This is a genomic window from Lysinibacillus sp. G4S2 (genome assembly GCF_030348505.1).
Taxonomy (GTDB): Bacteria; Bacillota; Bacilli; order Bacillales_A; family Planococcaceae; genus Lysinibacillus.
On sequence record NZ_JAUCFJ010000002.1, the window covers coordinates 141,793 to 154,708 of the forward strand.

Here is a 12,916-nt window from a genome sequence, read left to right on the forward strand (position 1 = left end):
AAAATACCGTGTCACTGTCTTTATTAAGAGGTGGCACGGTATTGTTTATGAAGAACAGTTTTATTTGGTTTTTCGCCAAAGGTTCGGTATGATATTTATTGAAATATATACCATATATAAGTTGATTGGAGTGGAGACTGGGCGACTCCTTGGGGATCAGCGTCACAGATGAGACCCTGCAGCGCAGCGAAGCGGCTCATCGGGCGCCCCCAGGAAAGCGCCCAGTCGGAACGGAAATCAACCCCACGCTATGGTAATGTCCTTTATTTTATATTTTCAAGTGACTTTTTAAGCCATTTTGTTGCCTCAGTATAATCCTGTGCAACACCGTGTCCTTTTTTGTAAAGCATACCAAGCTGGAATTGTGCCTTTTGATGACCTTGTTTGGCGGCCAGTCGATATAGTTGGGCTGCTTTCGCAAAATCCTTCGGTACCCCTTGTCCATGACTATGCATTTGAGCTAATTGGTATTGTGCTTTTGCATGGCCCTTAGCGGCAGCTTGTTCAATCCATTTTGCTGCCTCAGTATAATCCTGTTCGACACCTTTTCCTTTATCAAATAAATTACCGAGCTGATATTGAGCACCTGAATGTCCTTGAATAGCTGCTAGTCGGTAGCAGCGCCGTGCCTCTTCTAAGTCCAGTTCGATCCCCAACCCGTGCTCATATAATAACCCTAATTGATATTCAGCCTGAATATGAGACTGATCAGTAGCGGCTCTCCACCATTTTATTGCTTCAACATAATTCAATTCAGCTTCATATAATAATCCGAGCTCGTACTGAGCATCAGCATAGCCCTTTTCAGCAGCAGCTTTGAAGTATGGGAAAGCTTTGTCTGGTTGCTGAAGTTGGTATACATAAATACGTCCAAGCTCAAAGCCTGAACTTATATGTCCATTGTTAGCGGCAAGCTGTAACCATTTTTCAGCTGAAGCTACATCATTTTCTTTGACATAAAGCACACCGAGACAGTATTGAGCATTTAAGTGTCCTTTATGTGCAGCGAGCTTAAACCATTTTATAGCCTCTACACGATCTTGAGGTATACCTTGACCAGTGTTATATAGCACAGCTAATTGAAATTCAGCATTTGTATGGTCTTGAAGAGCAGCAAAATGAAGCCATCTCGCAGCTTCTTCAAAATTTTGCGAGATCCCACGGCCTTTAAGATACATATAGCCAAGATTATACTGAGCACTTGCATCGCCAGCTAATGCAGCCATTTCAAAGTAAGCTATAGCTTCCTCATAGCTTTGTTCAACACCAGTCCCATTATGATAAAGGAAGCCCAGATTATTTTGAGCACTTGTATTCCCCTGATTGGCCGCTAACATGTACCATTTTGCTGCTTCGGCAAAGTTCAGTGGCATACCAAGTCCTTGATTGTATAGAACACCCAGATTGTACTGAGCATCTGCGTTCTCTAAATTTGCAGCAGCTTTGTAATATTGAGCGGCTTCTTCATAATTTTGTACAACACCATGGCCTAAATGATAGAGCACACCTAAGCTATAAAGTGCGTTTGCATCATTTTGCGCAGCGGCTCGTTTATACCACATTTTTGCCATTGCATAATCTTTCTTTACACCACGGCCTTGATTATAGAGAGCGCCTAAATTATATTGAGCACTTACATTTCCTTGTTTTGCAGCAAACTCAAACCAGCTTGCAGCATTTTTATAAGCCTCGGTTGATTGGTCATCTTGAAGTAGCATATTTACATCAAAAGCTGAAGTAATATCTTCAAAGGGGCCAATGCGAATCAATTTTGCCTTTAAGCTACGGTCATAGCGTTCAATAAACCATTCTACAATATCACTTATATAATCAAGAACAATTTTTGCCGCCTTTGCCTCCACGATTTCACTACTATTATTAGAAGTCATTTTGTTTACAAGATTCATTAATAAATAAATGCGACGTGGATGTATTTTTGCAACAAAGCTACGATTATTGAGTAATGATCGAATATTTTTTAGCTTCGGTTCTGATTGCATTTCCAGCTTATAAAGCTCATATAAAATTTCCTCCAGTACAAGGAGTGATTTTTGTAGGGATATAGCTGGCTTTGAAACAGCAAGCGAGCTAGCATCCTGCAAATTTTTAGATAATTTAATAAGGGACAAAGCTTTTAATTTTTTACAATGATCTTGGAGAATTTCATATTGAAATGACAATAGTACTCACCGCTTTCATAAAAATGGGTCATCACCATAACGAGGGGTTGATTTCCGTTCCGACTGGGCGCTTTGTTGCTGCCGCTTCGCTTTCGCACAGCTAAAACATTTGTTGCTGCCGCTTCGCTTTCGCACAGCTAAAACATTTGTTGCTGCCGCTTCGCTTTCGCACAGCTAAAACATTTGTTGCTGCCGCTTCGCTTTCGCACAGCTAAAACATTTGTTGCTGCCGCTTCGCTTTCGCTACAGAAAACATTTGCCGCTGACGCTACGCTTTCGCGCAGAGCAGAGCTTCCTGGGGGCGTCCGATGAGCCGCTTCACTCGCGTTGCTCGCTCCAGGGTCTCATCTGTGACGCTGATCGAGGGCACTGAAAAACTCATCAAAATTAAAATTTTTTAACTCAAAAAAAATATCGGGCGCCATTTCATCCTTTTTTAGGAAGGGGTCGTCCGATTTCTTTCATTATTCTTTGCTTTTTTCGTTCATTAGTTTTAAAATTCTCTTCATATTCACGACAAATAGCGTTGCGGCTGCTTGTATTTGCATACCAAATAGACCCGTGGCGTTTGCTTGATTATACCCGTGTCTGTTTTTTATTTCACTATTCTTTGCTTCGATTTTATAGCGTTCTTTTGCCAATTGTTTAAAGGATTCCGTTTCCTGAAACACTTCTTGTTCTATGTGTTCATTTGACAGAAGAGAAACTGAATAACTTTTTGTTTTCGCTCCTTCTTTATAACACCCTTCTTTTAAAGGACAAACTTTACATTTTTCTATATCAAAGAAATATTTTAATTGTGTATTTTGCGTGGAATTCTTACGCTTTTTAATACTTTTACTCTTTGCTAAATGTCCAGCAGGGCACACATATAAATCGGCATCTTTATTAAACTCAAACTTACTTTCTTGCTTCCGTTGACCGTTCGTAATAACAGGATGTAGCCTTGAAATGAGTTGAATCTCTTTCTTTTTTGTGTATAATAAATTCTCTTTACCAGAATACGCTGTATCTCCAAGAATGGTGTTCACTTCTATGCCTGCTTGCTCACTCTTCTCTACTAGCTCTTGTAAATAATTCCCGTCACTTTTTTCACCTGTTGTTACAACTACTGCTGTTATAAGTCTTTCATCACTCATTGCCAAATGTGTTTTATAACCAAAGAAAGGATTCTCTTTAGATTTATAACCGACACGTGCATCAGGATCAGCTGAGTAATTTATTTTAAGCTCATAATCTTCAATAACTTCTTTGAGGACATTTACTTTTTCTTGTACACTTGGTATTTGAGCAATAGCCTTATTTTCTTCTATTATTTGAATGACTTGGTGACAATAGTCCACTTCTTTTTGGATATCTTGAGAAGTCGGTTTAGTGGGAAATTTTGATTTCATTGTTTCATCGAATTGATACACGGCTTTTCGTACCTGTTTTGATTTCTCTTGTAAAAACTCTTTCGGGGACTTCTGTTGGTAGCGTGCCTTCGTATGTGTTGCGTCTACAATCAATGTTTTACTTTTTAAAACACCCTGTGCAATAGCTAGTTCTACGGTTTTGTGAATGAGTAAATCTAACAATTGGACATCTTGTAAACGTAATCGACGGAATTTTGTTAAAGAACTTGCCTCAATAACACCTTCTTCTGGTGCCATATCTAAAAAATATTTAAAGGACATATCATATTTAGAACGTTCTACTACATCAACATCAGAAATATCATAAATTGCCTTAAGTAATAAATATTTGAACATACGAATAGGTGAAATAGCGTAACGACCATTATCTAGACAATATTTAGTCTCTAATTCCTCTAAAACAAAAGTAAAATCAATTAATTCCTTCATTTGACGAAGCATATTATCTTTTGGCACAACTAAATCATAGATTGCCATATGAGGACTAAGAGCAAGCGTTTCTTGTTTGGAAAGCATAAAAAGCACCACCTAAAATGAACAGTATACTAATAATTATAGATGAAAAAGAAAAGGAAGTAGAGAAAAAATTCGCTACTTCCTTTATCTAACCACTTTTTCAGTGCCCTCGACGCTGATCCCCAAGGAGTCGCCCAGTCTCCACTCAACCTATATGGCATACGTTTTAACAAATGTCATCCACAACTTTTGGTGATAAATCATAAAAATATTCTTTTTTCATATATCGGGAAAATATCGATATTATTGATACATTAGGGTTATCAGTTGAATTGCCCTTGTTAAATGATACTATTTGATATAAGGATATTCGTTGAAATTCGTAGTAGATATTGCTAAAAAGTGCAGCTACCAAAGTTCCGCTGTATAGTGATCCGGGGGATAGAAATGATGAAAAATATTGTAGCAATTATACCAGCCTATAATCCACAACATTCACTTATAACCTATGTCCATCAATTGTTAGCCACCACTATTAGCCAAATTATTATTGTCAATGATGGTAGCGATCAAAAATATGCAGGTATTTTTGAGGAGTTGAAAAAGATTGACTGCTGTCGAGTGCTTGAGCATGACCACAATATTGGTAAGGGTGGGGCATTAAAAACAGCATTTGCCTATGTAAGGGAGCAAAGGGGCGCTTTTCAAGGTGTGATTACAGTAGGTGCTCATAGCCAACATACGTTACAAGATGTAAAGCTAGTTTTAACGATGACAAAGGTATTTTCTGAAGGAATTGTGCTAGGAGTCCGTAACTTCCATTCTTCTGACAGCACTCTTTTATCATACTGGGGTAATCGTGCAACAAGCTTATTTTTTGAGCTTCTTTATCATAGAAAGCTAATGGATACACAAACAGGCTTACGTTTTATTTCTATAAAGGAGCTACCATGGCTGATGAAAGTAAAAGGTGAGCGATATGACTACGACACAAATATGTTAGTTGCTGCACTTAAAAGGAAGTGTCCAATTTTTGAAGTAGAGATAGGACAGTTACGAATAAAGAAAAATACAGTTATTCAGTATGATGAAATAACAAATGCAAGGTCAATTATTGCTAAAATGCTTAAGAATTACTTAAAACCAAGGAATAAGTAGGTTTAATTTTGAAATAATGTGCTAGGATAAAAAATAATAATTACTCATGAACGTAGCGAGTATAGGAAAGAAGGGGCAATAATGATGGAATATTCAGATCAAGTGAAAAATCGTGTGAAACGGATGGAAGGCCAGCTACGTGGAATTTTAAAAATGATGGAAGAAGGAAAAGATTGTAAGGCAGTTATTACTCAATTATCGGCAGTACGTTCAGCAGTAGATCGTACAGTAGGTGTAATTGTTAGTACGAATCTTTTAGAATGTGTACAAAATGCTGAAGGTGACGGCGAGAAAATGAATGAAGCTATTCAGGAGGCCGTCAATTTAGTAGTGAAAAGTCGTTAACATAGAGCGAAGCCTGCTTAGATGGAAAAGGCTATAGAAACTCACTAAAAACAGGTGGGTTTTTATTTTTTTGCAAAAATCGGTACTAATATTTTATTATAGGGAGTTTTGACCTATTCTATAAAGTAAAATCGGTAGTTGAAAGTCATAGTTAGTGAACTTGTACGATAGATTTGTAGTTACTTTTTCTGCTATCCTAATTACAGGATATAACAAACGGGAAGGTGATTTATTATGAAGAAATGGTTGATAAGCGGGGTAGCATTACTAATGTTAAGTCCAACAGCAGCATATGCTAAAAATACAGACGCACATCCAGTAAATACTTCACCAGTTATTAATGTAGTAGCAGATGCCAAAGTAACAACTTGGGATCAATTCACAAAAGAAATCGCAAAACAATTAAATAATTTCGAACCAGAGATTAAAATTACATATAGCGGTCCAATGACTGATTTCAGTAAAAAAATTATGGAGACCTTTGAAAAGGCACAAGAGCAAGCGGTCTATGCAAGTGGTCATATGGAAAGCATGACTGTTTCTGCAGATTCAGCAGGCAATGTGACATATAAAATAAAATATTTCACAGACAAAAAACAAGAAGCGGCCGTACAACAAAAGATTGATCAAGTATTAAAAACAATTATTAAGCCTTCAATGAAAGAATTTGAAAAAGTAAAAGCGATCAATGATTATATTGTTTCAAATACTGCATATGGCACTAAAACAAGTGCTAGTCCTCATGGTGCATATGCATTACTAATGGAAGGACAAGCTGTATGTCAAGGCTACGCTTTAACAACTTATAAAATGTTGGAGCAAGCAGGAATCGAATCCAAGTATGTAGTAGGCTATGTTAATGGTAATCAGGCACATGCGTGGAATTTAGTGAAGGTTGATGGTAAGTGGTATCATTTAGATACAACATGGAATGATCCACTACCAAATCGCGTCGGCTCTTCTTCATATGATTATTTTTTAGTAAATGATGCACAGCTAAAGAAAGACCATAAGTGGGAAGCTTCAGATTATCCTGCTGCAACAAGTACAACATATAGCTATATGCAAAATGTTCATTTCGCATATGAAGTTAATAATACATTGTACTTCAGTAATACAGCGGATAACGATAAATTGTACAAGCTTGATTTAACAAACGGTAAGAAAACAAAGGTAATGGATAAACGTGCCTTGTACATCACAGGATCAGACAACAATTTATATTTCAGTGATTACAGTAACAGTGGTTACTTAACAAAATTAAATCTTCAAACATTAAAAACTGAGGTGCTTGTGAAGCAATCAGTTGCTAACTTAAGCGTTAGTGATAATCGTTTAAATTATAATGTTAATGCAAAAGAACAAAATCTTAAAATAAACTAAGCTTCAACTATCTTTATAAAATGAAAGCACAAGGACTTCCGAGTAAGCCCTTTGTGCTTTTTTTGTATATAATGAAAACAGGAAAACAGTCGGAGGTGAGCATTTTGTGGAAAAAATTAGCCATTATCGTAATTATCGTTATTTTTATTGACCCTATTTATACAGCTGGTAAAGCGGTTGTACAACAAGTGATAACTTGGGCAAATAATGATGAAATAGAAACGATGCTTCTCTCAACGAAGGAAAAAATTATAGATGCCACTGCTAAACTTTCAGAGAATGCCTCAATTGAAACGGCCACACCTGTAGAAGAACAGCCGGAAGAAAAGGTACCCGTTACAGCTCCTACTTCTAAAACACCTGAAGCAAAGTTAGTTGTAACAAATGCAAAGGAAATGGCTGATGCGATGTATGCGTACTACAGTAGTTTTTCACCTACGTTTGAGATTCAATATAAAGGAGATACACAACGGATTGAAAAGATTGTGGAGGAAGCCTATGAAAATGCGACAAAGCGGGATGATTATGTATATGGGCATATTAGCAAACGTTCAATTCGTTTTGAATATGGAGGAAATACAGCCACTATTTTTGGTGAGCAAAGTTATTTAATGACACCTGAACAGGCCGCATCTGTTGAAATGAAAGTTCAAGAGATTGTAGCCTCTATCAATAAAAAATCATTAAGTGATGTAGAGAAGGTTAGGGCTGTCAATGATTATATTGTTGCCAACACTGCCTACACAGACCAAACCAATTCAAGCCCACATAGCGCATATACAGTGCTGGAAGAACATGGTGGTGTTTGTCAGGGCTATGCATTGTTGGCTCATACGATGTTACAAAAGCTAGGGATAGAAACAAAATATATAGTCGGCTATGTCGGACAGCAAGGACATGCTTGGAATTTAGTAAAGCTTGATGGTCAATGGTATCATCTTGATACTACATGGAATGATCCAGTACCTGATCGTAAAGGGGCGATTCGCTATCAATATTTTTTAGTGGATGATCGAACGATGGCAAAAGATCATAAGTGGATTGCTGAAGACTACCCGAAAGCAACGAGTACAACGTATAACTACTTTCACGATATAGATTTCTCTACACAGGTAGGACAGCAAATTTTTTATAGCAGTGTTTCTGATGATAATAAATTGTACGTGCTTGATCTGAAAACAGGTAAATCGCAGCGTGTTTCCCGTTCGCGTGCACAATACATTGTTTATGCAGATGGTTGGCTATATTTTAGTAATTATTCACAAGGAGCGTATTTAACGAAAATTCGCCCGGATGGAAGCGGAGAGCAAATATTAAATCGGGAAGATACGAAGGATTTATTTGTGAAGGATGGCTATTTATATTTCACGACAAATGAACTGAAAAAAATGGCGCTTTAAGGGTGATCAATGAAAACGATCTCCGTGCAGGGTATCGCCTGTCTCACTTTTAGTGGGGGAAGCTTTATTCCTCGACGAAAGCGAAGTGACAGCAACACGGTTTTTGTCTGTGCGAAAGCGAAGCGACAGCAGCACGGTTTTTGTCTGTGCGAAAGCGAAGCGACAGCAACACGGTTTTTGTCTGTGCGAAAGCGAAGCGACAGCTACAAATGTTTTATCTCTGCGAAAGCAAAGCGTCAGCAACAAAGCGCCCAGCCAGAACGGAAATCAACCCCTCGTTTTGCCGAAGAGCCATATTTTATTTAATAGAGCATCCTAATTTCATTGAACAAAATAGTTTTCAACAACATGAAAGGCCTATGACATTACAGATTGTCATAGGCCCTTTTTGTTCGCTCTATAAGATAATAGATTGGTTGGTGCTGACACAGGGAAACTTCGATTTGCGGATACATCGACTTCATTTCCTGTGAAAAAGTTTTAAAAATTAATGGATTATGCTTAATGGCACCACCATTACAATAAAGAGTAAATGCTTCTCCTTGATAACCAACTTTTTTCAACACGGCGCATGCAAGGAGCACTAATTCCTGAGCAGCACGCATTGATATTTGAATGGCACATGAATCCTTTTGGGTCACGGCATCTGCCAAAAAGGCTCCCATTTTTGCAAGCTGTGCATTTGTGTAAGATGGACGGAACAGCCATGTAGCTAGCTCTGTAACATCTTGGATCCGTAAGTAATCATAGACTGCATCTTTTAATAGGGTCGGCTCACCACGCCCGTCTTCCATTCGGAAAATGGCGCGTATAACCTCTTGCCCTAACCAATAGCCACTACCTTCATCTCCGGCACGATGTCCCCAACCACCTGCACGTACTATTATTTGCGAGCCATCAAATGCGTACGCAATGGCTCCTGTTCCAGCTATGAGTAAAGCGCCTGTCTGTTCAGCCGTAACACCTAGTAAAGTGGCCTGTGCATCATTTTCAATAATAAGCATATCTATCTTTAATTGTAGTGCTGATATTACGCTATGAACGATTGCTGACACGATTTCATGATCTTTGGGAGAATCAATCCCAGCCATTGCAAAGGTAGCTACAGATATATTTGAGCACTCTTGCTTTTGCAAAAAGTCCTGTACATGGGCCAATAACGCATGCAATATTGCTGTAGCAGATTCAGCACCGATTGCTTGATAATTCGAGCCACTCGTTGATTTTGTATATTTTATTTCACCTGACTCGGCATGTACGACCGCACATGCCGTTTTTGTAGCACCACCGTCAATAATAAGTAGCCATTCCATCATTGATTCCATTCCTCTATAAATACAGTTAATTGTTTTTCTGCCTCAACAATTATAGACTCTTTCAAACGAATCCATTCATAAAGGTTCTGAGCATTTTCCTTGGAGCGTTCAAGAGAGGCTTTCATCGTTACGGGTGCTGGACCACCAGGTAATGTACGGACAGCAACAAAAGTCTCTGGTTTTAATGTGTTATAAAAATCTTCTTCAGAGATTTTTAAGGGCTTACCAGTAATCAATTTGGATTGCATATTCGCTAGACCCCATGTAAGACTTGCTAGAGATTCCTCGCCATGAGAGAGTAAGACCTTAATACATTTACTAACAATACTATGTGCTTGGCGGAATGAAATCCCTTCAGAACGCACTAATGTATCGGCAAGCTCAGTTACATTGGCAAAGCTATTTTCTGCTCGATTTCTTAGTTTTTTCTTGTTCACATTCATTGTCACAACAAGCGAACCAAATAGTTTGTAAATACCTATTAAACGGTCGATAGCACGCCATAAATATGGTTGCATATCATCTTCTGTGTCCACGATATCTCCAAACGGTGTATTATGTACCATTTGTAATACTGTACTAGCATCACCAACAACCGCAGATAGCAATGAACGTGTATGCTCTATCGAAACAGGATTACGCTTTTGCGGCATGATCGAGCTAACTTGCACGTACGGGCTCGCCAACGTAAATGCATTGAATTCCTGTGTAGCCCACAGTAGGAAATCCTGGGATGTACGGCCAAGATTAAGAGCTGCAAGCTGAACGATACTCGCCGCTTCTGCGATATAATCTGCACCAGCAACAGCATCCCATGCATTTTCGATAATATCATCAAATGCCAATAACTCACGCATGCGCTCACGATTAATATTGAAGCCTGTTGTCGTTAATGCTGCTGCTCCCATACTGCTACGATTCACCGTTTTATAAACATGCTGCAAGCGTTCAAAGTCTCGTTCAAGTTGATCGATGACAGCTTTCAAATAATGGGCAAAGGTTGTTGGCTGTGCCTGCTGTGTATGTGTATAGCCAATCATAATCGTATCAACATGCTCTTCAGCAGCTGCGATTAAATCATCCCGTAATGTCAGTAATTCTCGCATAAGCAATAACAATTTTTTTCTTAAAGTCATTCGATAGATGGCAATGCCCATATCATTACGACTTCTACCTATGTGAAGATTCCCGGCAACATCGCCAGCAAGCTCTATTAATTTATTTTCGATGCGGAAAAATAAATCCTCATATCGCGGGCTGTAATCCTCTATACGATAATAGTTCAAGTCTAGTTTTTTTAGTGCAATACCAATTTGTTTTGCTTCTTCTTTTTTTACAAGTCCCTGTTCTTCTAACATTTTTAAGTGTGCAATATTGATTTGTAGCATGATGGTTAAAAAGTTCTTCTTGGCTTCTTCATAAGCTGGCTGTAAGACGATTTTACGATAAATATTAGAGGGGAAAATCATACCATCTTCTTGCTGCGTTTTGCTGCGGAAATCTTCAAACATATTAATTGCCTCCTAGTAGATAGCAGTTATATGGCCGAACCAGCACTGCCTTTAGATAACTTCTCGGAAATAATAAGCACAATTAAAATTAAACAAATTTGTAAGACGCCATATGCACAAGCAGTTCCAAATTTAAATGCATACAATTTTTGGAATATCGCCACTGATAATGGGATTGTTGACGTACTGTAAATAAGAATAGATGCTACGAATTCGCCGAAGCTTTGAACAAGTGCTAGTAATGTACCTGCCAAAATGCCTGTAAATGTTAGTGGCAATACAATACGTCTAAATGAATACCACCAAGTTGCACCTAAGCTTCGTGATGCTTCTTCGATAGACTGATCTAATTGAACAAGAGATGCCGATGTAGACCGGAAAACGAGCGGTAAATGTCTTATGAAATAGGCTAACGGTAAAATCCAGAATGTCCCAATAAGAACCTGATTAAAGGCGAATATATTTTCCGTACTAAAGGCTGCGATTAAATTGACAGCTACCACCGTTCCCGGTAACGCCCAAGGAACCATGATTAAAATATCGAGTAATGTTTTACCTTTAAAGTTTAACCGTACCATAGCGTAGGCTGCTGCGACACCGAAAAGGATATTGCCGAGTGTTGCAACGATCCCCATTTGAATGGAGTTCCAAATTGGTCGCCATGTCCGTTCATCTGTAAAGAGTGCTTGATAATGATCCAATGTATAGTCGGTTGGGAGAATTTGCGTTTTCCATGCACCATCAACAGAAAATGAAATTAATATAAGCACTAAAATCGGCAAAATTAAAATTGATGTGCCTAGGAAAGACGCAATAGTCGCTAAAATTTTCATGCTTTTTGAAGACACTTCAGATCGATGCACACTAATCCCTTTACTGAGGTTTTGATAATTTCGGCGGTTTTGATACCAACGCATAACAATTAAAAAGGTAATGGACACAAAGGATAAAATCATAGATTGTGTTGCTGCCATATCTAAATTCCCATTCGTACGTGATAAATAGATTTGCATCGTCATTGTGCGTTCGACACCGAACATTAAAGGTGCCGTGTAGGATGCCATAGATATCATAAATACGAGTAAGGATGAGGCAACAATCGAAGGTGTTAACATGGGCAAAATAACCTTTGTCCATACTCGAATACGACCGGCACCTAAGCTAGTTGCGGCTTCCTCTAAAGCTGGATCAAGACCTTTTATAGCTGCTGAGGCGGTTAAGTAGAAGTAAGTGTACATAGTGAATGTATGTACTACGATAACCCCCCATATGCCTTTTAATGAAAAAGGTACTTGCTCTAAACCGAATAGGTGCTGAAATGCACGTGGGAAAATACCACTTTCTCCATACAAAAATGTAAAGGAAAGTACACCTACTAATGGCGGAAGAGCCATAGGTACCAATACTAAAACAGAGAGTATCCGTCTGCCTGGGAAATCATAGCGTTCCAGTAGAAATGCCATGGTCACACCGACAATTGCACAGCAAATAACACTAATAACGGATATATATATACTAGTCCATAATGCCTCTATATTTGCGGGGCTAGCGAGATTAAAAAACTTTTTATAATTAGCTAGCGCATCATCACTAGAAAAGCTTTCTATAAAAGTTTGATAGAATGGGTATACGACATAGGCAAACAACACTAAAAATAAAGGTGCAACTAATATATACACAAACCAATTTGAACTAGTTAGTCGTGTCCATGCATTTCCTTCTGAAAGTTTAAGATGTGTTTTTTCCATGTTG

11 protein-coding genes are annotated in these 12,916 nt (G+C 38.4%); 6 read left to right on the forward strand and 5 right to left on the reverse strand.

Features of this window, described 5'->3' with window-relative positions:
* Nucleotides 1-168: 168 nt before the first annotated feature.
* Nucleotides 169-315, forward strand: coding sequence for a hypothetical protein (locus tag QUF91_RS01065; RefSeq protein ID WP_285400107.1), 147 nt, complete (start codon nucleotides 169-171; stop codon nucleotides 313-315).
* Here QUF91_RS01065 and QUF91_RS01070 read toward each other — a convergent pair.
* Both QUF91_RS01070 and QUF91_RS01075 read right to left on the reverse strand, forming a co-directional pair.
* Nucleotides 264-2,180 carry a tetratricopeptide repeat protein gene (locus QUF91_RS01070; RefSeq protein ID WP_289416518.1) on the reverse strand — a complete coding sequence of 639 codons (1,917 nt, stop codon included), beginning with the start codon at nucleotides 2,178-2,180 and terminating at the stop codon, nucleotides 264-266. The two genes, QUF91_RS01065 and QUF91_RS01070, sit on opposite strands and share 52 nt — an antisense overlap.
* A gap of 464 nt (nucleotides 2,181-2,644) precedes the next feature.
* Nucleotides 2,645-4,111: an IS1182 family transposase gene (locus tag QUF91_RS01075; RefSeq protein WP_285398117.1), complete on the reverse strand. Its 1,467-nt coding sequence runs from the start codon at nucleotides 4,109-4,111 to the stop codon at nucleotides 2,645-2,647.
* 387 nt (nucleotides 4,112-4,498) lie between these two features.
* Between QUF91_RS01075 and QUF91_RS01080 the strand changes: the two genes are divergently transcribed.
* The 5 genes from QUF91_RS01080 (at nucleotide 4,499) to QUF91_RS01100 (ending at nucleotide 8,643) form a co-directional block, all read left to right on the forward strand.
* On the forward strand, nucleotides 4,499-5,209 hold the full coding sequence (locus QUF91_RS01080) for a glycosyltransferase family 2 protein (protein ID WP_289416520.1): 711 nt from the start codon (nucleotides 4,499-4,501) through the stop codon (nucleotides 5,207-5,209).
* A gap of 84 nt (nucleotides 5,210-5,293) precedes the next feature.
* Nucleotides 5,294-5,554 (forward strand): metal-sensitive transcriptional regulator, encoded by a 261-nt coding sequence (locus QUF91_RS01085; RefSeq protein WP_053993550.1) that lies wholly within the window; start codon nucleotides 5,294-5,296, stop codon nucleotides 5,552-5,554.
* Nucleotides 5,555-5,788: 234 nt separating this feature from the next.
* Nucleotides 5,789-6,937, forward strand: a complete 1,149-nt coding sequence (locus QUF91_RS01090) for a transglutaminase domain-containing protein (protein ID WP_285398376.1) — start codon at nucleotides 5,789-5,791, stop codon at nucleotides 6,935-6,937.
* Between the two features lie 95 nt (nucleotides 6,938-7,032).
* The gene (locus QUF91_RS01095) at nucleotides 7,033-8,337 is read left to right on the forward strand and encodes a transglutaminase domain-containing protein (protein ID WP_289416525.1); all 1,305 of its coding nucleotides are present in this window, start codon (nucleotides 7,033-7,035) and stop codon (nucleotides 8,335-8,337) included.
* Nucleotides 8,338-8,346: 9 nt separating this feature from the next.
* The gene (locus tag QUF91_RS01100) at nucleotides 8,347-8,643 is read left to right on the forward strand and encodes a hypothetical protein (RefSeq protein WP_289416527.1); all 297 of its coding nucleotides are present in this window, start codon (nucleotides 8,347-8,349) and stop codon (nucleotides 8,641-8,643) included.
* A gap of 59 nt (nucleotides 8,644-8,702) precedes the next feature.
* Here the strand turns inward: QUF91_RS01100 and QUF91_RS01105 are convergent, their stop codons facing one another.
* Genes QUF91_RS01105 through QUF91_RS01115 form a run of 3 tightly spaced genes read right to left on the reverse strand, consistent with a single transcriptional unit; the run spans nucleotide 8,703 to nucleotide 12,912 of the window.
* Complete coding sequence (locus QUF91_RS01105) at nucleotides 8,703-9,653, reverse strand: N-acetylglucosamine kinase (RefSeq protein ID WP_289416528.1); 951 nt, start codon at nucleotides 9,651-9,653, stop codon at nucleotides 8,703-8,705.
* Nucleotides 9,650-11,164 (reverse strand): argininosuccinate lyase, encoded by a 1,515-nt coding sequence (gene argH, locus QUF91_RS01110; RefSeq protein WP_289416530.1) that lies wholly within the window; start codon nucleotides 11,162-11,164, stop codon nucleotides 9,650-9,652. Before argH ends, QUF91_RS01105 begins: the two co-directional genes overlap by 4 nt.
* 26 nt (nucleotides 11,165-11,190) lie before the next feature.
* Nucleotides 11,191-12,912, reverse strand: coding sequence for an ABC transporter permease (locus QUF91_RS01115; protein WP_289416532.1), 1,722 nt, complete (start codon nucleotides 12,910-12,912; stop codon nucleotides 11,191-11,193).
* Nucleotides 12,913-12,916 lie beyond the last annotated feature (4 nt).

Coding starts and splice junctions, on each gene's coding strand:
- QUF91_RS01065 (WP_285400107.1), top strand. CDS start 169: ATGAGACCCTGCAGCGCAGCGAAGCGGCTCATCGGGCGCCCCCAGGAA.
- QUF91_RS01075 (WP_285398117.1), bottom strand. CDS start 4,111: ATGCTTTCCAAACAAGAAACGCTTGCTCTTAGTCCTCATATGGCAATC.
- QUF91_RS01080 (WP_289416520.1), top strand. CDS start 4,499: ATGATGAAAAATATTGTAGCAATTATACCAGCCTATAATCCACAACAT.
- QUF91_RS01085 (WP_053993550.1), top strand. CDS start 5,294: ATGGAATATTCAGATCAAGTGAAAAATCGTGTGAAACGGATGGAAGGC.
- QUF91_RS01090 (WP_285398376.1), top strand. CDS start 5,789: ATGAAGAAATGGTTGATAAGCGGGGTAGCATTACTAATGTTAAGTCCA.
- QUF91_RS01100 (WP_289416527.1), top strand. CDS start 8,347: ATGAAAACGATCTCCGTGCAGGGTATCGCCTGTCTCACTTTTAGTGGG.
- QUF91_RS01105 (WP_289416528.1), bottom strand. CDS start 9,653: ATGATGGAATGGCTACTTATTATTGACGGTGGTGCTACAAAAACGGCA.
- argH (WP_289416530.1), bottom strand. CDS start 11,164: ATGTTTGAAGATTTCCGCAGCAAAACGCAGCAAGAAGATGGTATGATT.
- QUF91_RS01115 (WP_289416532.1), bottom strand. CDS start 12,912: ATGGAAAAAACACATCTTAAACTTTCAGAAGGAAATGCATGGACACGA.